The 22,184-nt window shown below is 68.3% G+C and carries 23 protein-coding genes; 7 read left to right on the top strand and 16 right to left on the bottom strand.

What is annotated here, in order from left to right; genetic code table 11:
- Positions 1-10: 10 nt before the first annotated feature.
- Complete coding sequence (locus J4O73_RS01710) at positions 11-1,465, bottom strand: M48 family metalloprotease (protein ID WP_426214182.1); 1,455 nt, start codon at positions 1,463-1,465, stop codon at positions 11-13.
- 14 nt (positions 1,466-1,479) lie between these two features.
- On the bottom strand, positions 1,480-2,262 hold the full coding sequence (locus tag J4O73_RS01705; RefSeq protein ID WP_426214181.1) for a thermonuclease family protein: 783 nt from the start codon (positions 2,260-2,262) through the stop codon (positions 1,480-1,482).
- A gap of 510 nt (positions 2,263-2,772) precedes the next feature.
- On the opposite strand from J4O73_RS01705, the gene J4O73_RS01700 reads away from it, so the two are divergent.
- The 3 genes from J4O73_RS01700 (at position 2,773) to J4O73_RS01690 (ending at position 6,745) form a co-directional block, all read left to right on the top strand.
- Positions 2,773-2,994 (top strand): hypothetical protein, encoded by a 222-nt coding sequence (locus J4O73_RS01700; RefSeq protein ID WP_426214180.1) that lies wholly within the window; start codon positions 2,773-2,775, stop codon positions 2,992-2,994.
- A 58-nt stretch (positions 2,995-3,052) separates the two neighbouring features.
- Positions 3,053-5,995: an FAD-binding and (Fe-S)-binding domain-containing protein gene (locus J4O73_RS01695; RefSeq protein WP_426214179.1), complete on the top strand. Its 2,943-nt coding sequence runs from the start codon at positions 3,053-3,055 to the stop codon at positions 5,993-5,995.
- A gap of 69 nt (positions 5,996-6,064) precedes the next feature.
- Positions 6,065-6,745, top strand: a complete 681-nt coding sequence (locus J4O73_RS01690; protein WP_426214178.1) for a GntR family transcriptional regulator — start codon at positions 6,065-6,067, stop codon at positions 6,743-6,745.
- A gap of 74 nt (positions 6,746-6,819) precedes the next feature.
- On the opposite strand, the gene J4O73_RS01685 is transcribed toward J4O73_RS01690, so the two are convergent.
- Entirely contained in the window at positions 6,820-7,467 is a 648-nt protein-coding gene (locus J4O73_RS01685; RefSeq protein WP_426214177.1) for a GntR family transcriptional regulator, read from the bottom strand.
- 171 nt (positions 7,468-7,638) lie between these two features.
- On the opposite strand from J4O73_RS01685, the gene dctP (J4O73_RS01680) reads away from it, so the two are divergent.
- The 4 genes from dctP (J4O73_RS01680) to J4O73_RS01665 all read left to right on the top strand — a co-directional run bounded on the left by dctP (J4O73_RS01680) (position 7,639) and on the right by J4O73_RS01665 (position 11,878).
- Positions 7,639-8,661, top strand: a complete 1,023-nt coding sequence (gene dctP, locus J4O73_RS01680; protein ID WP_426214176.1) for a TRAP transporter substrate-binding protein DctP — start codon at positions 7,639-7,641, stop codon at positions 8,659-8,661.
- Positions 8,662-8,784: 123 nt separating this feature from the next.
- The gene (dctP, locus tag J4O73_RS01675; protein ID WP_426214175.1) at positions 8,785-9,807 is read left to right on the top strand and encodes a TRAP transporter substrate-binding protein DctP; all 1,023 of its coding nucleotides are present in this window, start codon (positions 8,785-8,787) and stop codon (positions 9,805-9,807) included.
- Positions 9,804-10,529 (top strand): TRAP transporter small permease, encoded by a 726-nt coding sequence (locus J4O73_RS01670; protein ID WP_426214174.1) that lies wholly within the window; start codon positions 9,804-9,806, stop codon positions 10,527-10,529. The genes dctP (J4O73_RS01675) and J4O73_RS01670 overlap by 4 nt, the downstream gene beginning before the upstream one ends.
- Positions 10,526-11,878, top strand: coding sequence for a TRAP transporter large permease (locus J4O73_RS01665; RefSeq protein WP_426214173.1), 1,353 nt, complete (start codon positions 10,526-10,528; stop codon positions 11,876-11,878). The genes J4O73_RS01670 and J4O73_RS01665 overlap by 4 nt, the downstream gene beginning before the upstream one ends.
- A 166-nt stretch (positions 11,879-12,044) precedes the next feature.
- On the opposite strand, the gene folK is transcribed toward J4O73_RS01665, so the two are convergent.
- From folK to J4O73_RS01600, 13 genes are all read right to left on the bottom strand, one after another.
- Positions 12,045-12,515, bottom strand: coding sequence for a 2-amino-4-hydroxy-6-hydroxymethyldihydropteridine diphosphokinase (folK, locus tag J4O73_RS01660; protein WP_426214172.1), 471 nt, complete (start codon positions 12,513-12,515; stop codon positions 12,045-12,047).
- Positions 12,512-12,886 carry a dihydroneopterin aldolase gene (gene folB / locus J4O73_RS01655; protein WP_426214171.1) on the bottom strand — a complete coding sequence of 125 codons (375 nt, stop codon included), beginning with the start codon at positions 12,884-12,886 and terminating at the stop codon, positions 12,512-12,514. Before folB ends, folK begins: the two co-directional genes overlap by 4 nt.
- Positions 12,883-13,662, bottom strand: coding sequence for a dihydropteroate synthase (folP, locus tag J4O73_RS01650; protein WP_426214170.1), 780 nt, complete (start codon positions 13,660-13,662; stop codon positions 12,883-12,885). The genes folB and folP overlap by 4 nt, the downstream gene beginning before the upstream one ends.
- Positions 13,663-13,890: 228 nt before the next feature.
- On the bottom strand, positions 13,891-14,253 hold the full coding sequence (locus J4O73_RS01645) for a hypothetical protein (protein ID WP_426214169.1): 363 nt from the start codon (positions 14,251-14,253) through the stop codon (positions 13,891-13,893).
- Entirely contained in the window at positions 14,234-14,944 is a 711-nt protein-coding gene (locus J4O73_RS01640) for a hypothetical protein (RefSeq protein ID WP_426214168.1), read from the bottom strand. The genes J4O73_RS01645 and J4O73_RS01640 overlap by 20 nt, the downstream gene beginning before the upstream one ends.
- Positions 14,941-16,086 (bottom strand): pyrroloquinoline quinone biosynthesis protein PqqE, encoded by a 1,146-nt coding sequence (gene pqqE, locus J4O73_RS01635; protein ID WP_426214167.1) that lies wholly within the window; start codon positions 16,084-16,086, stop codon positions 14,941-14,943. The genes J4O73_RS01640 and pqqE overlap by 4 nt, the downstream gene beginning before the upstream one ends.
- Entirely contained in the window at positions 16,083-17,168 is a 1,086-nt protein-coding gene (gene pqqC, locus J4O73_RS01630) for a pyrroloquinoline-quinone synthase PqqC (protein ID WP_426214166.1), read from the bottom strand. The genes pqqE and pqqC overlap by 4 nt, the downstream gene beginning before the upstream one ends.
- A gap of 157 nt (positions 17,169-17,325) precedes the next feature.
- Positions 17,326-18,225: a pyrroloquinoline quinone biosynthesis protein PqqB gene (gene pqqB / locus J4O73_RS01625; protein WP_426214165.1), complete on the bottom strand. Its 900-nt coding sequence runs from the start codon at positions 18,223-18,225 to the stop codon at positions 17,326-17,328.
- A gap of 33 nt (positions 18,226-18,258) precedes the next feature.
- Positions 18,259-18,348, bottom strand: coding sequence for a pyrroloquinoline quinone precursor peptide PqqA (gene pqqA, locus J4O73_RS01620; RefSeq protein ID WP_238204934.1), 90 nt, complete (start codon positions 18,346-18,348; stop codon positions 18,259-18,261).
- 244 nt (positions 18,349-18,592) lie between these two features.
- On the bottom strand, positions 18,593-19,297 hold the full coding sequence (locus J4O73_RS01615; RefSeq protein WP_426214164.1) for a response regulator transcription factor: 705 nt from the start codon (positions 19,295-19,297) through the stop codon (positions 18,593-18,595).
- A complete protein-coding gene (locus J4O73_RS01610) occupies positions 19,294-20,940 on the bottom strand; it encodes an ATP-binding protein (RefSeq protein WP_426214163.1) in 1,647 nt (548 codons plus the stop codon). Before J4O73_RS01610 ends, J4O73_RS01615 begins: the two co-directional genes overlap by 4 nt.
- A gap of 136 nt (positions 20,941-21,076) precedes the next feature.
- The gene (locus J4O73_RS01605; protein ID WP_426214162.1) at positions 21,077-21,319 is read right to left on the bottom strand and encodes a hypothetical protein; all 243 of its coding nucleotides are present in this window, start codon (positions 21,317-21,319) and stop codon (positions 21,077-21,079) included.
- A gap of 69 nt (positions 21,320-21,388) precedes the next feature.
- Entirely contained in the window at positions 21,389-22,183 is a 795-nt protein-coding gene (locus J4O73_RS01600; RefSeq protein ID WP_426214161.1) for a formylmethanofuran dehydrogenase subunit C, read from the bottom strand.
- Position 22,184: the final 1 nt, after the last annotated feature.

The following is a 22,184-nucleotide window of genomic DNA, read 5'->3' as shown; positions in this document are numbered from 1 at the left end:
CCGGCGACGCCTATTCGGTGACGATCTTGTAGCTGCGGCCGGGCACCAGTACGGCGCCGCGTTCCAGCCCGTTGAGCACCAGGAACCGGTCGAGCGGACGGTCGGCCACGATCATCCGCCGGGCGAGTTCCTCGGCACTGGCGCCAGCCGCCTGGACGATCTGGATATGGGTCGGCCGCAGAGCGGAAATCTCCTCGGCGGAGACCTCCTCCAAGCTCGACACCCAACGTTGGAAGGCGGCCTCCGGGTCGGCGCTGCCCTTGCCCGCCATGATCATGCGGTAGGTTGCGCCGCCGAGGCGGATCGCGGCGAGGCGGAACGTCCAATCCTTGCCCCGCGACAGGGCGAAGGCCGCCGGGTGGCCCGCGACCTCGCGGGTCTCGAAGCCGGCCGGATCGAGGCTGTCGTTCCACGTGGCCTTGAGCATCGCGTCGAGGCCTTGGCCGTCCTTCGCCTCGATCTGGTCGAACAGCAGGCGCCGCCCGCCATCCGCCGTGGTGCCCAGCACGGCCGAGCGCGTGTTCTCCAGGTTGAACCCCTCCGGCACCGCGAAGGCGATGCCGAGGCCCGAATGCAGGAAGCGCCCACCGCGCACCACGCCGTCGCGGGGGCTGTCGCCATAGGCCAAGCCGTCGATGGCGGTGAGGAACCGGCTGCGGTCATCGGTGCCGATGCCCGGCGCGCCGACCTTGCGGGCGGCGCGGGTGGCCAGCGCCACACGCTCGGCCGTGCCCGGATGGGTGGCGAGCATGTCGGGCGTGCTCGCGCTTCCGCCCCCCTGCTTGAGCTGCACGGTGCGGTTCAGCGCGGTGAGGAAGCGGGCCGCCGCGAAGGGGTCGTAGCCCGCTGCCGCGAGGGTCTTCACCCCGGCGGCATCGGCTTCCAGTTCCTGCTCGCGGGAGAAGCGGGCCAGGGCGAAGCGGGACTGGTTCTTCAGTTGCGCGCCCGTATCGGGGTCGTTCAGCACGTCCGCCACCACTCTGCTCACCAGGGCGGAGCGCAGTTCCAGCTCGCTGCGGGCGGTGGCGTGGTTCAGGGTGACGTGGGCGATCTCGTGGGCCAGCACCGCCGCCACCTCGGAGGTGTCGTTGGCGAGCGCTACGAGGCCGCGTGTGGCGTAGAGGCGCCCGTTCGGCAGGGCGAAGGCGTTCACCACCGGCGAGTCGAGCAGGGTGACGACGTAGGTCTGGTCCGGCCGGTCGCTCGCCCTCACGAGGCGGTCGGTCACTTCGGTCAGCAGGCGAGTGACGGCCGGGGCCTTGGCCTCGCCGCCGAAGGAGGCCACGAGCTTCAGATGGTCAGAATCGGTGGCACGCTCGCGGCCCGTCACCTTCGGGGCCTCGGCGGGCACGCGCACGGCGGCGGGCGCGCTCACCGAGCCGGTCTGGTCGGCCACGCAGGCGCCCAGAACCAGGGCGGCAAGACCCAGACAGGCCACCCGCCGGAAACCGACTCCCCCCCGCATCACGTCCATCGCGCTCAGCGCCGCACCCCAGAATCGTCCTGCCCGTCCAGCATCTCGATGGCATCGGGCGTCGCCGCCACAAGGATGGGGCCACGCCGCACGTCGATGACGCCGCGGACCCGCACGCGTGTGTCGTGCAGCGAGTCGGCAGTCAAACCATGGGCGGCCATCCTTCGCCAAGTGCGTTTCGTTACCGTGACAGTAAGCCCGTCGCCGCCGCGAGGGACGAAATCGAGGTAGGTGCGCGTGCTGCGCTCGCCGACATGCCGCACCCGGCCTTCGACCACGGCGTAGTGCCCGGCGAGACGCCGCAGGGCCGGACCGTCCTGCGCGTCGATGGGATCTTCCCACCACAGACCGAGCCGCTGCCGCCGGGCCGCTTGTTCGAGCAGGCGGAGCGCCGGGCGGCAGAGTTCGTCTGCCTCGCCCGGATCGACGGGGACCAAGCCCGCCGCGACGAGGTCCCCGGCGAGGTCGGCGCCGTCCGTCAGGGATTCGGCTCCGACGCGCTCCCGGCCCCAGCGGTCTGGCCCTCCGCGCGGGCTGATTGCGAGGCGCTGGCCCGCCCGCGCGCCGATCCGCTCCCGCGCCGCCGTCTCGTCCTCCGGCCAATGCAGCGAATCGAGCACGGCCCGCCCGCCCGAGGCGAAACGGAGTTCGCCGCGTGGGCCGATTCCCTCCAGGGTCTCGATCCGCGCCGGGGCGAGGGCGCAATCCGGGTGAGGAGCGGGCTCTGCTCCAGCGGGAACGGCGAGGACCACGAGTGCGACAGGCGCGAATCGCCGTCTCAGCCCCATGGTCCCGGTCTCCGGCGGTGTTGGCCGCGCCCCGTGGAGATGCTAAGGACGCGCGGTTGTCTCCGTAGCTCAGCTGGACAGAGCACAGGTTTCCTAGAGGTTCAAATTGGGCGTCGCGCCGGGAAACCGCGCGGCGGATCCGCTCAAAGTCGGGGAAAGCTCCCGGCCCGGTGCCACGGCACCATGGCCCTGCCGATCCCGAGCCAAGCCCGCCCCGGCGGGAAGGTGTAGAGACTAGACGGGCGGCACCTACAGGCTGAAAAGCCCATGGTGAAGGGATAGTCCAGACCACGAACGCACCGGCACCGGCCGGTCGGCGGCGAAAGCCGAAGTGGTAAGAAACCTGGGGTCGCAGGTTCGAGCCCTGCCGGGGACACCACTTTTTCTTCGATGGCTTCCGGGCGTTGAAGGCTCTGCCAGAGCGTCCACTCTGGCGAGTCTGGCCGAACAGCCCTTCATCCCATCACCCCGCCTCAGGATGAGGTCGGTGGTGGGAAAAGGGCGAGAAGAGTGGGTTTCGAGGCCTGGCGGGCCTACCTGCCTCGCCTGTTCGCCAGATGTGGGGTCAACCGCACGCAGGCCCGGCGCTGCTTCAGCCAGGCCCGCGATACCTACGTGAAGGCGCGCTACTCGCCGCATTACCAGATTTGCGCCGAGATCTGCGCCGAGCGTCTGGGCGGCTTGCCCGACCCGACGGAGGACGTGGCGTCCAGTCCATTTCCGTCCGACTGAATCTTGAATACAATCGCACCCCAGAACAGAGCCCGGACGGGGCTCGGGAGGGGGATTCGTGGCGGCAGGGACGGTCGAGACACCCCGCGCGGCCGCGCGCAAGGATGCCGGGCTGGCGCGTCGGCTGGCCGAACGGCTTCAGGGCGAGGCGCGCTTCGATGGCTTCACCCGGGGGCGCTACGCCACGGACGCCTCGATCTACCAGATCACCCCGGCTGGCGTGGTCCTGCCACGCTCGGAAGCGGATATCGTCGCGACCCTGCAGATCGCCGCCGAGCACGGCGTGCCGGTCATCATGCGCGGCGGCGGCACATCGCAGAACGGCCAGCCCATCGGCACCGGGCTGGTGGTCGATTGCTCGCGTCACTTCAACCACGTGCTCGATTACGATGCCGAGGCGGGCACCGTCACGCTCGAGCCGGGCGTGGTGCTGGAGCGGCTGAACGCGCGGCTGAAGGCCGATGGCTGGTTCTTCCCCGTCGAGCCCTCCACCGCGACCCGCTGCACCATCGGCGGCATGGCCGGCAACAATTCCTGCGGCGCCCGCTCGCTGCGCTATGGCACGATGCGCGACAACGTGCTGGCGATGCGCGCCCTGCTGCATGACGGCGAGCCCTTCGCCTTCTCGCTCACCGGCAACGACGCCACGGGCGTGTCCGGTTCGGCGCGAGCCGAAGACCTCGCGGCGCGGATGCTGCGCCTCGCCCACGAACACCGGGACGAGATCGAGGCGCGCTACCCCAAGGTGCAGCGCCGGGTCGGCGGCTACAATCTCGACGCGCTGGTCCTGGACCGGCCGAACCTCGCCCATCTGCTGGTGGGCTCCGAGGGGACGCTCGCCGCGACCACGGCGGTGACGCTGAAACTCTCGCGCCTGCCGACCCACCGGGTGATGGGCGTGTGCCACTTCCCCTCGTTCCGCGCGGCGATGGAGACGACGCGGCACCTTGTCGCCCTCGATCCGGTGGCGGTCGAACTCGTGGACAACAACGTCCTCGTGCTCGGGGCCGACATCCCCCTATTCCGCACGACGCTCGCGGAAATCACCCGCGGCCAGCCGAATTGCCTGCTGCTGGCGGAATTCGCAGGCGACGACCTCGACGCCCTCAAGCGCGACCTGAAGCGGCTCGATGCCTGCATGGCCGATTACGGCTTCCCGAACGCGGTGGTCGAGGTCATCGAGCCCGCCCGGCAGAAGCCGGTCTGGGAGGTGCGCGAGGCCTGCCTCAACATCATGATGTCGATGAAGGGCGACGCGAAGCCGGTCTCCTTCATCGAGGATTGCGCCGTCCCCCTCGAACACCTCGCCGACTACACCGATGCGGTGACGGAGGTGTTCACCAAACACGGCACGCGGGGCACGTGGTACGCCCACGCCTCGGTGGGCTGCCTGCACGTTCGCCCGATCCTCGACATGAAGCAGGGCGGCGATGTCGCCAAGATGCGCGCCATTGCGGAAGAGACCTCGGATCTCGTGCGCCGCTACAAGGGCTCGTATTCCGGCGAGCATGGCGACGGCATCTCGCGCTCGGAATTCGTGGAGCCGCTGTTCGGCGCGACGCTGGCCCGCGCCTTCGAGACGGTGAAGGACGGATTCGATCCGGAGAACCGGCTCAACCCCGGCAAGATCGTGCGCCCCCTGCGCATGGACGACCGCAGCTTGTTCCGCTTCAAGCCGGATTACGCGGTAACGACCCCGGCCCGGACGGCCCTCGATTGGTCGGATTGGGGCGGCTTCGGCGCGGCCGTCGAGATGTGCAACAACAACGGCACCTGCCGGAAGCTCGCGGGCGGGGCCATGTGCCCCTCCTACCGGGTGACGAAGGAGGAGCTGCATCTCACCCGTGGCCGGGCGAATTCCCTCCGGCTCGCCATGTCCGGGCAACTCGGGACCGAGGCCTTCACCAGCCCCGAGATGAAGCGGACGATGGACCTCTGCGTCTCGTGCAAGGCCTGCCGCCGGGAATGCCCGACCGGCGTGGACATGGCCAAGATGAAGGTCGAGTTCCTGCATCATTACCATGCCCGGCACGGCCTGCCCCTGAAGGACCGGCTGATCGGGCTGATGCCGCATTATGCCGGCGTGGCCGCGCGGCTCGCGCCGCTCCTCAACCTCCGCGACCGTCACCCCGCCCTGGCGGCTTTGTCCGAGCGCATCGCCGGGTTCTCGACCCGCCGCAGCCTGCCGCGCTGGCGGCGGCCGTGGAAGGAGAGCGGCGAGCCCGCCCACCCGTCGGACGTCACGGGCGAGTTCCGCGACATCGTGCTGTTCGGGGACACGTTCAACCGCGCCTTCGAGCGTGAGAATCTGGAGGCCGCCGAGCGGGTGCTGGTAGCGGCGGGTTACCGCCTGCACCGGGTCTTCCCGGCCAAGGGCCGCCGCCCCCTGTGCTGCGGCCGGACATGGCTCGCCTCGGGCCAGACCGATCGGGCGCGGGCGGAGGCGAAGCGGACGCTCGACACGCTGCTGCCCTACGTCCGCGCCGGGGCGCGGATCGTCGGGCTGGAGCCTTCCTGCCTGCTCACCTTCCGCGACGAGTTCCTGTCTCTGCTGCCGGGCGAGGAGGCGAAGGTGCTGGCAGAGCAGTCCCTCCTGATCGAGGAATTGCTGATGCGCGATCTCGGGGCGGGGCGGATCAGCCTGCCCTTCGCCCATCAGGGTGGGCGGGTCGCGCATGTCCACGGCCATTGCCACCAGAAATCCTTCGGCCTGATGGGCTCGGTGGAGACGCTATTGCGGGCGGTGCCGGGTCTTGACGTGCGCGTCATCGAGTCGAGCTGCTGCGGGATGGCCGGGGCGTTCGGTTACGGCAAGGAGACGGTGGACACGTCCTTCGCCATGGCGGAATTGTCCCTGTTCCCCGCCTTGCGGAAAGCGGGGCCGGACGATCTCGTCGTGGCTGATGGCACCTCCTGCCGCCACCAGATCCATGACGGGCTGGGGCTCGGCGCGCGACATGTGATCAGTGTGCTCGACGAGGCACTTGCGCCTCGACACTGAATCACGCTGCACCTACACATATTGTTCTACCTGCCCGGCCATTTCTGGCCGCCGGTTCTGTGTGTGTGCATGAACAAGATTGAATCCGGCTTCGGCATCAGCCGCCGCTACCTGCACGACGAGGTGGCGGACCGTCTGCGCGAATTGATCCAGTCCGGCGACATGGAGCCGAAGGAACGGATCAACGAGAGCGAGCTCACCGAACGCTTCGGCATCTCGCGCACGCCACTCCGCGAGGCGATCAAGATCCTCGCCACCGAGGGGTTGCTCGAACTCCTCCCGAACCGGGGCGCGCGCGTCGCGAGCATTTCGCAGGATGAGTTGGAGGATGTGATCGAAGTCATCGCCGGTCTCGAGGCGACGGCGGGCGACCTCGCGTGCCGCACGATCACCGATTCCGAGATCGACGCGATCCAAGTGGACCACGACGCCATGGTCGCGGCCTTCAAGGAGAACGACGAGGCGGGCTACTTCGCCCGTAACCGCCTGATCCACGAGGCGATCATGGCGGCGGCGCGCAACGGCACCCTCTCGAACGTCTATCAGAGCCTGTCGGGCCGGGTGCAGCGCTCACGCTACCGCGCCCACCAGACCGAGGACCAATGGCAGAGGGCGATGTCGGAGCACGAGCAGATGATCGTGTTCCTGCGCGCCCGCGACGGTGTTGCCCTGAGCAGCCTGCTGCGCGAGCATATCCGCGGCAAGAAGCGCGTGATCGCCGCCAATTACGTGGATCACGGCGCCGCTTAGGGGGCTGGCCGTATCCTTTTCCGTCAGTGCTTCGCTGACGCTCGCAATGACGGGGTAGGGCTCTCTGAGGCCCCTCACGCCGCGTTGGACGCTCGCAACCCTGAGATCAGGTCGGCGAACCGGTCGCCTTGCACGAGGACATGGCTCCGCAGGCGCTCGGCCGCCGTCGCGTCGTCGCCCGCCAGGATCGCCTCGACGATGGCCCTGTGCTCGGCCAGCGATTGCGGCAACCGCTGGCGCACCCGCAATTGCAGCCGCCGATAGGGCGCGAGGCGGCGGTGCAGGCTCAGCGCCTGCTCGGCCAGGAAGGCGTTGTGGCTCGCCCGGTAGATCAGGCTGTGGAACACGTAGTTCTCGGCGTAATAGGTCTCGCAATCGTCCGAGGCCGCCGCGCAGGCGGCGAGCGCCGCTTCCAGGGCCGTCCGATCTCCCGCGCCGAGGCGCCTTGCCGCCAGCCGCCCGCAGGCGGCCTCGATCTCCGCCATGGTCTCGAACATCGCGATGAGATGATGCGGCTCCGGCGCGCTCACGATCGTGCCGCGCCGGGGCTTCGTCTCCACGAGGCCGCTGACCGCGAGTTGCAGCAACGCTTCCCGGATCGGCGTACGCGAAACGCCAAAACGCGTGGCGAGCTGGACCTCGTCCAGCCGTGCCCCCAGGGCCAACCGCCCTTCGACGATCTCGTCCTCGATCGTCTGCCGGAGATCGCGAGCGCGGCTCATCTCCCCTCCCGTTCGTTCGCCCGGGTTCGTCGACGCCCGGATTCGTTCCAGCATTATGCGAGGCGGTTGACAAAATATACAAGAGCCCGTTTTCTGCATACTTGAGCGGTACAGATGAATACCGCATCGCAAAAATAAACGCCGCATTCTTGTGCGGCGCGGGAGATGCAGATGACGCCGACTCGACGCAACTTCGTCGCCGCGACCCTCGCCGCACCCGCGCTTCTGCGGTTCGGCCTCGGCTCAGCCCAGGCGGCTACCACCCTCAAGCTGTCACACCAGTTCCCGGGCGGGACGATCGACGAGGGCGATTTCCGCGACCGTATGTGCCGGATGTTCGCCAAGCAGGTCGGCGAGAAGACCAAGGGCGCGCTCGATGTTCAGGTCTACCCAGGCTCGTCGCTGATGAAGACGAACGCCCAGTTCGGCGCGATGCGGAAGGGCGCCCTCGACATGTCGCTCTACCCGGCGCCCTACGCGGGCGGCGAGGTGCCGGAGATGAACATCGGGCTGATGCCCGCATTGGTGACTTCCTACGAGCAGGCCATCGCCTGGAAGAACGCCCCCGTGGGCCGCAAGCTCACCGAGATTTTGGCGGCGAAGGGCATCGTGCTCGTCTCCTGGGTGTGGCAGGCGGGCGGCGTCGCCAGCCGCGAGCGTCCGCTGGTCGGCCCCGCCGACGCCAAGGGCATGAAGGTGCGCGGCGGCTCCCGCGAGATGGACATGATGATGAAGGAAGCGGGCGCCGCCACCCTCTCCATCCCGTCGAACGAATCCTACGCCGCCATGCAGACCGGCGCGTGCGATGCGGTGATCACCTCCTCGACGAGCCTGATCTCCTTCCGCCTGGAGGAACTGTCCAAGGCCCTCACCTCCGGCCGGACGCATTCCTACTGGTTCATGCTGGAGCCGATCATGATGTCGAAGATCGTCTTCGACGGGCTCCCGAAGGACCAGCAGGACGCCATCATGGCGACCGGTGCCGAGTTGGAGGCGTTCGGCCAGTCCGGCGCGAAGGCCGACGACATCCGCGTCGAGGAGCTGTTCGGCAAGGCGGGCGCCAAGGTCGATCAACTCGATGAGGCGACGCTCGGCAAGTGGCGCGACCTCGCCCGCAGCACCGCCTGGAAGGACTATGCGGGCAAGAACGCCAATTGCGCCGAACTCCTGAAACTCGCCGAACAGGTGGCCTGACCGTCACTATCAGCGATCGGCCGCGCGAACGGGGATGAAACGCCGTCGTGCGGCCGTTTGAAGGTCTGCCGCAAGGTTGGCCGACGGCGGAACAGCGCCGCGTCCGATACAGGGGGGAAGCCGGTGATCACACGACGCCATATCCTTGGCGCAGCCTCGGCCGTGGGCGGCCTCGTCGCCTGTCCGGCCGTCCTGCGTGCGCAGGACGCGAAGGTCCTGAAGCTGTCGCACCAGTTTCCGGGCGGCACGCTGGAAGAAGGCGATGCCCGCGACCGCATTGCCCGCCGGTTCGCCGCCGAGCTCGAGAAGCGCACCAGCGGCGGGCTCAAGGTGCAGGTCTACCCGACCTCCTCGCTGATGAAGACCCTCGCGCAGTTCAGTGCCGTCCGGAAGGGCGCGCTGGACATGAGCCTCGTGCCGCTCTCCTACGCGGGCGGCGAGGTGCCCGAGACCAACCTCGCCCTCATGCCCGCCGTCGTGGCGAGCTATGGCCAGGCCGCGAAGTGGCGCGATGCCAAGATCGGTGAGGAGTTCTCGAAGACGCTTGCCGAGAAGGGCGTCATCATCATCACCTGGGTTTGGCAGTCGGGCTCCGTCGCCTCGAAGGTGAAGCCGATCCTCGCCCCCGAGGACGTGAAAGGCGTGAAGATCCGCGGCGGCGGGCGCGAGATCGACATGATGTTCCAGGCGATGGGCGGCATCGTCTCCACCATGCCGTCGAGCGAGATGTATATCGGCATGCAGACCGGCGCCCTGGAAGCGGCGATCAGCTCCTCCACCAGCCTGATCTCGTTCCGCCTGGACGAGATGACGAAGAACCTCACTGCCGGCCGTGGTCGCTCGTTCTGGTTCGTGCTGGAGCCGCTGATCATGTCGAAGATCGTCTTCGACGGTCTCAGCCCGGAGCAGCAGAAGGCGATTCGCGACGTGGGCCGGGAGATGGAGTCCTTCTCCTTCGCCGCCGCCAAGGCCGACGACGAGGAACTCGTGAAGATTTACGGCGCGCGGGGCGTGCAGATCCACGATCTCACCGATGCCAACATCGACAAGTGGCGCGACCTCGCCCGGGGGACGGCCTGGAAGGACTTCGCGGGCAAGAGCGCGCGTTGCGCCGAACTCCTCAAACTGGCGGAGCAGGTTTCGTGAGCCACGGTTTCGACGCGGCCACCGCCGCATCCGAGGTCCATGCTGCGCCCGAGCCGCGCATTCCGGGAGCGCTCGGCGTTCTCGACCGCGCGTCGAAGGCGATCAACCGACTCATCATGGGGCTCGGCGGACTGGCGCTGTTCGGGGCCTGCCTCGTCCTCAGCTACAGCGTCGTCATCCGCTACGTCTTCCACGAGCCCACCGAGTGGCAGGACGAGATGGCGGTGTTCCTCATCGTCGGCGCCACCTTCGGCTCCGCGGCGGCGGTGCAGGCCAAGCGCGGGCACGTCGCCATCGAGGCGCTGACCGGGCTGCTGCCTGCCTCGGTCAACCGGGTGCGCCTCATCCTCGTGGATTGCGTCAGCCTCGCCTTCTGCCTGTTCTTCACGTGGAAGAGCTGGTCCCTCGACCATGAGGCCTGGGTCGATGGGCAGGTCTCGCAATCGACCTGGGGTCCGCCGCTGTGGATCCCCTACACCCTCATGGCACTCGGCATGAGCCTGCTCTGCCTCCAGCTCGCGCTCCAGATCGCCGAGGCGATCCGCTTGGGCCCGAGCGGCGCGGGATGGGCCCGACCGAAGGTCGGCCTCGGCGCCGATATCAACCGCGACATGAAGGGGCGGCCCGACGTGACGCCTGCCGGTCCCGATCCGATGGGCAAGACCGTCCGCCCCGGCACGCAGGCCGCCAATGCCCGGACCCAATCAGGAGTGAAGCGGTGAGCGTCGCAACGATCGGCTTCCTCTACGCGGGGGCCACCCTCGGGGCGATGCTCTCGGGCATCCCCATCGCCTTCGCGCTGGGCGCGGTGGCCCTGGCCTTCATGCTGGCCTTCATGCCAGCCGCCTCCCTCGATACGGTGGCGCAGAACGTTTACGAGGAGATGGCCTCCATCACCCTGCTCTCGATCCCGCTCTTCATCCTGAAGGGCGCCGCGATCGGCCGCTCGCGGGCGGGGCAGGATCTCTATTCGGCCATGCATGCCTGGATGCACCGCATCCCCGGCGGGCTCGGCATCGCCAACGTCTTCGCCTGCGCCCTTTTCGCCGCCATGGCGGGCTCCAGCCCGGCCACCTGCTCCGCCATCGGCTCGGCGGGCATCCCGGAGATGAGGAAGCGCGGCTATTCGCCAGGCTTCGCGGCAGGCATCATCGCGGCGGGCGGGACGCTGGGCATCCTGCTGCCACCCTCCATCACCATGATCCTCTACGCTGTCGCCGCCGAGCAATCCCTCGGGCGGCTGTTCCTGGCAGGCATCGGGCCGGGTCTCCTGCTCGTCGCCCTGTTCGCCGCCTGGGCGATGTTCCGCTTCCGTAAGGAATACGCGACCGCCAAGGAGGTGCTGGAGCGCGGCGGTCCGGCCTCGCCGATCCTGGCCGACGAAAACTACAGCATGGCCCAGCGCTTCTCGACGCTGCCGCGCGTGCTGCCCTTCGTCATCCTGCTAACCGGCGTCATGGTCGCCCTCTACGGCGGCTACGCCACTCCCTCGGAGACGGCGGGTCTCGGCGGCCTGCTGGCGCTCGCCCTGATCGCGGCGATCTACGGCGTGTGGCGGGCGAAGGACGTGAACCCGATCCTGACCGCGACGCTGCGGGAATCCACCATGCTGATGCTGATCATCGGCATGTCGCTGCTCTACGCCTATGTGATGAGCTACCTGCACATCTCACAATCGGCGGCGGCGGCGATCGTGGCGATGCAGCTTTCGCCCTGGCTGCTGCTGGTGACGATCCTCGGTCTCGTGATCGTGCTCGGCTTCTTCCTGCCGCCGGTCTCGATCATCCTGATGACCGCCCCGATCATCCTGCCGCCGCTCAAGGCGGCCGGGTTCGATCTGGTGTGGTTCGGTGTGGTGATGACCATCACCATGGAGATGGGGCTCATCCACCCGCCGGTCGGCCTCAACATCTTCGTCATCAAGAACATCGCGCCGGACATCCCGCTCTCGGACATCATCTGGGGCACGCTGCCCTTCGTGCTGCTGATGGCGGTGGCGATCCTGATCCTCTGCCTCGTGCCGGGCATCGCCATGTGGCTGCCGGACCTGCTGCTGAGTTCGACGCGGTAGAGGGGAGACTTCCTCTCCCACCCACCATCCTCATCCTGAGATGCGGCAAAGCCGCCTCGAAGGAGGGCTCCAGAAGGCTCGGCGATCCCTGGAGCTCTCCTTCGAGGCCCGCCGAGGCGGGCATCTCAGGATGAGGGGGAGGACGGGACGGCCGAGAATCGACGCCTCAGGCCCGCTCGATCCCCGTTCGGTCGAGTTTGGCGAGCGCATCGCGCACCCGCTCGCCGCCGATCGTGAGATCGGGGGCGAGGTCGGCGAGCGGCACCAGCACGAAGGCCCGCTCGCGCACGAAGCGATGCGGCAGGACGAGGCGCTCGTCCTCCACCGCCGCACCCTCATAGGCCAGGATGTCGATGTCGATGATCCGGGGTCCCCAGCGCTCCTCGCGCACCCGGCCGAGATCCCGCTCGATGGTCTGGCAGGCGTCGAGCAGGGCGTGCGGAAGGAGATCGGTCTCGATGGCGACCGCTCCGTTGAGGAACCAGGGCTGGTCGGTCTTGCCCCAGGGCGGGGTGCGGTAATCCGGCGAACGGGCCAAGACCCGGATACCGGGAACGGAGGCGAGCCGTTCGACCGCCTTGTCGAGGGTGACGGCCATGTCGCCGATATTGCTGCCGATCCCGAGCCAGGCCTTCACCGTGCGCCCTCCCGGCGGCGGGTGATGGTGACGCCCGCACGGTCCAGGATCGCCGGGATCGGCGCGCTCGGCTTGTCGACCCGTACCGTGATCGCGGTGATCGCAGGAAAACCCGCCAGGATCTCCTGCGCGATGGTCTCGGCCAAAGCCTCGATCAGATTGAAACGGCGCTCGGTGGCCACCGCAACCGCGATGGCCGTGAGGTCGGCGTAGCTCACCGTCAGAGCCACATCGTCCGCCCGGCCGGCGGGGGCGAGGTCGAGCTCGGCATCCAGGCCGAGATAGAAGCGCTGGCCCAGCACCTCCTCCTCCGGCAGCACGCCGTGCCGCCCGAAGATGGCGATCCCCTCGACGCGGACATGATCGCTCATCGGCGGCTCTCCGGCCGCATCACCGCATCGACGACGCGCATCGCATCCACATGGGCGCCGACATCATGGACGCGCACGATATCGGCCCCGAGCGTCCCCGCCACGGCATGGGCGGCGAGCGAGCCGTAGAGACGGTCGGCGGGCTTGGTCTCCTTGTCGTGCAGCCGCCCGAGCAGGGATTTACGCGAGACGCCCACGAGGAGCGGGAAGCCCAGGGCGCGGATCTCCGGCAGGCGGCGCAGGGCTTCGAGATGCTGCTCCCAGGTCTTGCCGAAGCCCACGCCCGGATCGAGCACGATGTCCCCATCCGGGATGCCCGCCTTGCGGGCAATGGTCAGTGATCGCTCGAAGAAAGCGAGCATGTCGGCGACGATGTCGATCGCGGGATCGATCGTCTCGCGGTTGTGCATGATCATGACCGGCGCCCCGTGCGCGGCGGCCACGGAGGCGATGTCCGGCTCGCGCTGGAGGCCCCAGACATCGTTGACGATCTTGGCCCCGGCCGCGAGGGCGAGGTCGGCGGTGGAGGCCTTGTAGGTGTCGATGGAGATCGGGATCGGCAGGCGTCCGTCGAGGGCGCGGATCACCGGCAGGACACGTGCCTGCTCCTCCTCGGCGGGGACGGGCGTATGGCCCGGCCGGGTCGATTCACCCCCGATATCGAGGATCGCCGCGCCCTCCGCCACCAGCCGTTCGGCCTGGGCCTGAGCCTCTGCCTCACCCCGGAACAGGCCGCCATCCGAGAAGGAATCCGGCGTGACGTTCAAGATGCCCATGACAAGACTTCGCCGCCCGAGATCGGGCACCAAGCGGGGCAGGGCGGGGGTGCGGGGCGTAGGGTCGGTCACGGGACCGGTGTGAGGGAAACGGGGGCGCCACGCAACGGGCGAAAGTCGTCCGTCCGCCCCTCTGCCACCCTCATCCTTCGAGGCTGCTTCGCAGCATCTCAGGATGAGGGGATCGGCAGGATAAGCGTGTGCCGATCCCCTCTCTTTTCGCGGCCGTCAGCCCCGGTAGCAGCGGATCTCCGCCTCGGCCTGAGCGCGGCGCAGGTCGGCGACCTTGTCGTCGAAGACCTTGGTCGACTTGAACTCGTTCGCCCGCTGGCCGATGCCCTGGCGCATGGACAGGATCGTGCTCGCCTGGACGTACTTGTCGTAAGGCAGGATCGCCGCGAGCTGATCGACCGAGCAGGAGCACTTCTCCAGGCTGTCGCGGGTCTGCCCGTTGGCGGCCATGCAGCCGAACACGTAATCCACCCGCGCATTCGTCGGGTAATCGTTCTCCTCGGCGGCCCGGCCCGGCGCAGCAGCGGCGGCGAGACCGAGGGCGGTGAGGATCGCGAGACTAGCCAGCCTTCTGCTCATAGCCGAGCTTCTCCTCCAGCAACTCGCCGCCTTCGCCGTTCTTCGAGGCGGCTTCCATGGACACGATCTCGCCCGGCACGGAGGGCGAGGTCACGAAGGTGTAGGTGAGGGTCTCGAGGCCGCGCATGCGCTGGCTCTGCGGATCACCCGCGAAGGGCTTCATCTCGATGCGCCACGCATCGACGTCCTTGCCGCCGAAGCTCACCTTGATCGGCGTCACGGTGGCCTTCTCGCGCAGGCCCTTGCGGATCGCCAGCTTCAGATAGCGCGGATTCGCTTCCAGCACCTTCGAGAGCGCCATGACGTGGTTCTCAAGGAAGAGCGGCACGATCGGGTTGCCAGTCATGTCCTCGAACGGACCCGCCGGGCGGCGGTTCAGACCGGAGAACATCGTCACGTCCATGTCCCGAGCGTCGGGCTGCTTGCCCTTCTCGACCTTGATTGTGATCGTGTCCTGAAGCGGGGCGCCGAAGGGACCCTTCGCGATGCCGGAGCGGCGCAGGTAATCGTAGGTGATGGTGCTGCCGGGAGGCGCGTTCTTCATCTGCGGTTGCTCGAACAGCAGGTCGCCGGCGTTGGGCGCGGTGGCCGTGGCGTTGACGGGGGCCGGCGCGGGAACCTCCGTGGCCGAAACCAGGGTCGGCGCGCAGAGGATCACGGCGAGGGCGGTCGCGACGTGCGTCAGTCTCACGAAGAGGCACCTTCTTTCAGCGGCGAGCGGATGTTGCTGCCGATCGTGCGGTAGACATAGTCGGGAGGCGTTTCGGCGGCCTCCTCGACGGCGAGGGCACGCACCTTGGCGTGCAGCGGGGAGAGGGAGCAGGCTGGATCGGTCGCCGCCGCATCGCCCGCGAGCGCGAGCGCTTGGCACCGGCAGCCGCCCCAATCCTTCTCCCGGCGATCACAGGAGCGGCAGGGCTCCTTCATCCAGTCCGTCCCGCGATAGGCGGTGAAGGCCGGTGACTCGCGCCAGATCTCCCCGAGGGAGTGATCCGTCACGTGCCAGAATTCGAGGCCGGGGATCGTCTCCGCCGCGTGGCAGGGCAGCACCTTGCCCTGGGGGGTGACGTTCATGAGCTTGCGGCCCCAGCCGCCCGCGCAGGCTTTCGGGTATTTCGCGTAGTAATCCGGCACCACGAGGTCGATGACGAGCTGGCCCTTCAGCCGTTCGCGCGCCGCTTCGACGATCCGGATCGACTCGTCCACCTGTGCCTTGTTCGGCATCAGGGCGGCGCGGTTCACATAGGCCCAGCCGTAATATTGCGTGTGCGCGACTTCGAGGCGCTTGGCGCCCAACTTCACCGCGAGGTCGATGAAGCCCTGGACCTCGTGGATGTTGCCCCGGTGGATCACCGAGTTCAGCGTCAGCGGTAGACCAAGTTGCACCACCTTCTCGGCGAAGATCATCTTCTGCGGCTGGGCGTTCTTCAACCCGCCGATCTTCTCGGCATTGGCCGCGTCGACGCCCTGCACCGAGAGCTGCACATGGTCGAGTCCGACATCGTAGAGCGCCTGGAGCTTTTCCAGTGCTCCTCCGACGCCGGAAGTGATCAGGTTCGAATATAGGCCGAGATCGGCGCAGGTCTTGGTGATCTCGACGATGTCGTTGCGGGCGGTCGGCTCACCGCCCGACAGGTGAACATGCAGCACGCCGAGCCCGGCCGCCTCCGTCAGCACCCGCTGCCACGTCGCCGTGTCGAGCTCGCCGGAACGCCGGTCGAGTTCGAGAGGATTCGAGCAATAGGGGCAGCGCAGGGGGCAACGGTGGGTCAGCTCCGCAAGGAGCCCCACCGGTGCCGGTACATCCGGGCGGATCGGCGTGTCTGCGTTCATCGCTCCAACACTCGCTTCTCGGCGAGGCCGTCGAGCATGGTGCAGATATCCGCCTCGATCGCGCGCGGATCGGCAGCGTAGACCTTGCCCAACTCGTCGGCGATCTGGGCCACGTTCCGCGACCCGTCCACCAGCTTCAGGACGGCGACGGCGTTGTCGTCGAGGTCGAAGGTGCGCTCGGGGGCGAGCAGCACGTACTTGCCGCGCGTCTCGTCGTTGCGCAGGCGCACGCCACGCGGCAGGCGCGGGACGTCCGTTGATTGCGTCTTCTTCGGCCCGGTGGGAAGCGGCGCGCCATCGGCACCGGCAACGAGGCCGACGCCCGGCTGCCACGCATCCGGCGGGATCATACCGGGGGACACGTAGGCGAAGTAGAGCGCGTCGAGCTGCACCCAGAGCACGTTGCACTTGAAGGTCAGCGCCGCCATCGCCTTGCGCTGCAATTCCGGTGTCGTCGCGTGCCGCTTCACGTAGTCGAGGGCGAAGTCGGCATCTCGCGGCGCCTGGGTGAGACGCTTGTCGAAATAGGCGAGCGTCTCCTTCGTGATGAAGTCGTAGTTCTTCAGCATCCCGGCGACGCGCTCGGAGATGATGGTCGGCGAGAACATCTCGGTGAGTGAGGATGCGATCGCCTCGAGCAGCGTCCGCTCGGACACGAAATGGACGTAAGCCTCCACGGCGAACTTCGTCGCCGAGAGGATGCCGTCGGTCGAGAGGACGTAATCGCGCTGGAAGCCGACGCCTTCCGCGAGCTTCAGCCAGCGTTCGATACCGCCATCGCCGGGGGCGTCGCCGTCATGGTCCACGATCCGCTGCCGCCAGATCCGGCGCAGTTCGGCATCGTGCATCCGGGCGAGGACGGCGGCGTCCTTCACCGGGATCATCGCCTGGTAATAGTAGCGGTTGAGCGCCCAAGCTCGGACCTGATCCTTCGACAGCTTGCCGTCGTGAAGCAGCCGGTGGAACGGATGGAGGATGTGATACCGCCGGGCGCCGATGTCGCGCAAAGCCGCTTCCAGTTCCTCCGGGGTCAGGAGGCGTTCGCTCTCGGCGGCATCCGGGGTCGGGAAAATGGCGTTCATGGCGTTTCCGGCGTCCGTTCTCGGCTCGTGCCCGATGAGGTTCTTTGTCCGGCCCCTTGCGGGACCACCGATGCCTTGTTGCACAATGTAGGGATGCCACGCGCAGACTCAAACCGGCGCGGCTTTCGTACTCACCCCGTCGCTCGCGCGAGGGACGCTACAGATCCAGGCTCAGCCCGTCATGGGCGACCGTCCAGCCCGCGGATTCCACGTCGGCCCGCTCGGCAGAGCCTTCCACGAGGACCGGGTTGGTGTTGTTGATGTGGACGAACACCCTCCGCCCGATCGCCACGCCCGACAGGGCCTCGATCGAGCCGTTCCCGCCGCGCATCGGGACATGGCCCATGCGCCAGCCGGTCTTGGTGCCGACTCCGGCGCGGATCATGTCGTCGTCGTGCAGAACCGTCCCGTCGAACAGCAGGGCATCGACGCCGTCCAGACGGCCTCGCACCTCGTCGTTCACCAGGGCGCAGCCCGGCACGTAGGCGAGGCGCTTGCCGCCCGCCTCGATCATCGCTCCGACCGTCGTTTCGGTCGCCGCCCCGATCTCCACCTCGGCCCCTTCGAGCCAGAGCGGAACCTTCCCCGGTACGGCGAACAGTGTCACCCTGAGGCCGGGCAGGGGTTCGAAGGGCGTTTCCAGAGCCACGTTCGCGCGGGCGACGACGCCCTCCGCCATCACGTCGAAGACGCGGTTGGCGTTCACGGACTCGAGGATGCCGGATGTGGCGTAGAGCGTGTAGGGCTGGCCCTCGCGCAGGGTCAGGAGCCCGGCCACGTGGTCCACGTCCCCATTCGTCAGCAGAACCGCACGGATCGGGGAATGGCGTAGCCCCTCGCGCGGGTGCATCGCCGGATTGTCGAACAATTGCTGGCGAATGTCGGGCGAGGCATTGATCAGCAGCCAATCGCCGCCATCGGCCGAGACCGCGATGCTCGACTGCGTCCGGGGCCGGACGCGCTCAGGCTCGCTGCGGGCGAGGGAGCAGATGGGGCAGCGGCAGTTCCATTGAGGAAGGCCGCCGCCCGCGGCGGAGCCGAGAACTACGACGCGCATGATGCGTCTCCCGTGTTCCCGGCCCGCTTGAACTCAGTTGAACGTGTCGATCTCAGCCGACTCGTAGCTCGTCACTTCCATGCCGACGCAGATCTCGGACACGACGGGGGCAGCCCAGGCCATGGTGTTTCTCCTTAGTAATTAGTTCACCACCATCAAAAGATCGTTCCTAAGAAGACCCTAAGACACTGATGGCGCTCTCGTTTCTGGCGCAGAACCGATATTGTCCATTTGCCGGTCGTATTCAAGCACCAAATTGCCGGATCATCCCAAATTTTTCGTGACAGAAGGCAGGAAAGGCTTGATCTGTCGGAATAATTCTGCCTGGCACGCCGCGTGTTGGACGAAAGTCGAAGAAGGGGGGACATCATGCCCGGAAATCCGGCCCCCTCGGCTCCAGCATGAAGCCCTTGCCGCGCACGGTGGTGAGGATGGGCCCGCCATAGCGGACGAAATCGGACATCTTCGAGCGAAGATAGCCGATATAGACGTCGACCACGTTCAGCGAGAGTCCGCCCTGGCTGGCCCAGAGCCGGTCGAATATCTCGGCGCGGGACACCGGCTTGCCGAGACTCTCCATGAGCATGGCCAGCAAGTCAGCCTCGCGCGGGGTGAGCCGGGCATTGGCCTCGCCACAGGTCATGAGCCGGGTATCGAGGTCGAAATGCAGCTTCCCGGCGACGAGGCGCGAGCGCGGCGCCTCCGCCTGCTGACGACGCATCAGGTGCGTGCGCAGCCGCGCCACCAACTCGTCGAACTCGAACGGCTTCACGATGTAGTCGTCGGCGCCGATGGCCAGACCCTCGGCCCGGTCGCGGATCTCATCGCGGGCGGAAAGGAACAGGATCGGCCCCGCGAAGCCGCCCTCGCGCAAGGACCGGCAGACATCGTGGCCCGACCCGTCGGGCAGGCCGACATCGAGCAGCACGGCGCTCGGCGCGGGATCGCGCGCGGCTTTCAGCGCATCCCCGACGCTGTCGGCGGTGCCGACCTCGAACCCCTCCGCCTCGAGCCCGCGGGCCAGAAGCCCACGGATGTCGATATCGTCCTCGACGATGAGGATCCGCGTCATGCGGCCGGCTCCCTCAGCTGCCCACGGATATCCGGATGCCCGGACGCGTGTTCCATCCACGAAGTCTCCGCGGCGGGCAGGTCGAGTTCGACACGGGCACCTCGTCCCGCCTCGGCCTGACCGAGCCGCATCGCGCCACCATGTTGCTCCACCACCCAGCGCGCTAGAGCGAGGCCGATGCCGAAGCCGGTTTCGTCAGGAGTGGGCGCCCCGTCGGCACGCTTGCCCCGCTTGAACCGCTCGGTCAGTTCCGCCTCGTCCGCGCCAAAGCCGGGGCCGTCGTCGCTGATCGCGATGCGCGCCGTCCGTGCCTCCACCCGCGCCAGCGCGACCTCGACGCGGGTGAGGCCTGTCGCGTGGCGCAGGGCGTTGTCGATCAAGCTCTCGACCGTCTGACGCAGCCATTCCCCGTCGGCCACGCATTCCACGTCTTCCGCGCCGGGAAGCCACGTGAGGGCGACGCGCCGCCGCGCCGCTTCCGAACTCATCGTGTCGACCGCCTCGGCCAGCACGGCGCCGACGCTCAGCGGGCGGCGGTCGAGCTCGATCTCGCCCGATTCGGAACGGGCGACCCGCAGCAGATCCTCGACACGGCGCTTGAGCCGCTGAGCGCGCTTGCGGATGGTGGTGAAGGCGGGAACCGGATCGGCGGCGCGGGCGGCGCCGCGCATGGCGATGTCGCATTCGCCCAAAATCACGGTGAGCGGTGTCCGCAACTCGTGGCTGACATCGGCGAAGAACCGGCGGCGGGACTGATCCACGGCTTCCAGCCGGGCATTGGCGGCCCGCAGGTCGGCGGTGCGGGCGGCGATGGTCGATTCGAGGGCGGCCCGGTCGGCGGCGACATGGTCTTCGCGCCGGGATAGGCGGGCGGCCATGCGGTTGACGTTGGCCATGAGGAGGCCGAGCTCGTCGCGGGATTGCACGGGCAGGCGCGTATCGAGGGCGCCGCGTCCGATGGCGCTGGCGGCGAGCCGCACCTCGTTGATCCGCGCCAGGATCGGCCGCGTGAGGGTGCGGTAGAGGATCACCAGCAGCGCCAGGGCGACCGCGACGGCCACCACCGATGCGAGCCGCAGGCGGCTCGACAGGTCCCGTGCCGCGTCGGAGCTCTGCGTCATGCTCCGGCGCTCGGCCTCGATCAGGAAGGAGAGCGGCTGCCCGGTCATCGCCCCGAAGCCGTTGAGGGCGCCCTTGATCGAGTCCTGCCGCTTCTCGGGGTCGGTCTGGCGGCTGATCAGGGACACCTGCCGGTCGAGCACCGCCCGTGCCCCGCGCAATTGCGACATGGGCCGCGAGCGCATGGCGTATTGCATCCGGTCGCTCGGATCGGCGCTCGGCGGGAAGCTGCGGGCCATGGCCTCGTCGACGGCGACAAGCGCCTTGTCTACGTTCACGCGGGCAATGGCCATCGCCTCGGGCTGGCCGTCCGGGTTGCCCACCGTCTCCACGGCGGCGAGGCCGAACTGGGTCAGGCGGCCCGAGAGTTCGGCCAGGAGTTCCAGGCGTCCCTGGGCGGCGAGCGTCCGGTCGACCGTGCGCTCGGCCACGCCGATCGAGGCCAGCACGGCCACCGCCGCCAGCAGCACGAGGACGGCGCTGCCAGCGAACAGGATCGCGAACCGGGCCTTCAGGGAGCCCATGGCGACGAACCCCGCCTTACCGCCGTCCTTGCGAGCGACAGCGAAGCAATCCAGGGATCCGCGACGTTCGGAAACGGACCGCTGCCCTGGAATGCTTCGCTTCGCACGCAAGGACGGTGCGGGGACATCGTTTGACTCATCTCTTCGCTGAGCAGCGCCATTTCTGGACATGCCATTCGGGATGCTCGTCCTGCCATTGGGCGAGGACGCTCTGCGAATTGCGGAGGCAGATGAAGGCGTTCGCCGCGCCCCCGCCCACCGGGATCTGCTCCTCGCGGCAGTTGGCGGGCTGGGCGATAAGGCAGGCGGACAACAAGAGCAGCAACGCGAGACCTCCCGGATGCCGGCCATCGTCTCGGGCCGGCTTGGGGCGCAGCATAATCCGGCCCATCCCGTCCTGGACAGGCCCGGTGCCCGCGCCCCGGCGGCGCAGGCACCGTGGGGGCCTTCAGGCCGAGACCCAGATCTCGCCCTTGGCGATCGTCGCGAGGTCGCCGGAATAGCGCCGCAGGGGCTTGGCCAGCAGGGCCGCATGGGCCTCGCTGAGGCTGCCGAGCTGCTTGGCGAGCAGACGCAGGAACACGAGGTCGTGGCTGCCGGTCTCGACGAAGGTCGGCGACAGGGCGCCGTGCTTGCCGACGACCAGGGTGCCCCGGCGCATGCCGTAGCCCGGCAGGTCGCCCACTTCGAGGGCCGCGATCGTGCCCGCGATCATGCGCGATCCGGCATGGGCGCCCGCCCGGCCCGTGAGGATCAGCCCCCGGCGCATCCGGTCGCCCAGATGCGCGCCTGCCCGGCCCCGGATCACGAGGGTCGCCCCGTCGAGCCCGGCCTTGGCGGCGTAGATCGCGCCGCCCGCGTAATCGCCCGCGTCACCCTCGATGGTGATGGTGCCGCCCGTGGCGCCCGAGCCCGCATAGGGACCCGCATTGCCGGTGACGGTGAGGGTACCGCTCGCCATGCCCGCGCCGAGGCGCTGGCCGACATCGCCGACGACGCGGATCGTCCCGCCCGAGAGGGAGGCGCCGACCCGGTCGAGCCGCTCGTGGCCGCCCTCGATGGTCAGGCTGTCCGATCCGTCAAGGGAGACGGAGAAGCAGTCGCCCAGCTTCACGCCCTTGCGGCTGGTGCCGATTTCGAGGCGCTCGGCTTCGGCCTGGGACAGGCCGCTGAGCGACAGGGGAGAGATGGAGAGGAAGTCGAGGCGCTCCGGGGGCGCCTCACGTAAGGAGAGGGTGCTCAAG

This window comes from Methylobacterium sp. NFXW15 (assembly GCF_049887755.1).
In the GTDB taxonomy this organism is placed as follows: Bacteria; Pseudomonadota; Alphaproteobacteria; order Rhizobiales; family Beijerinckiaceae; genus Methylobacterium.
Note: the sequence above shows the minus strand (reverse complement) of the source record. Positions and strands in the feature narration are given on the sequence as shown.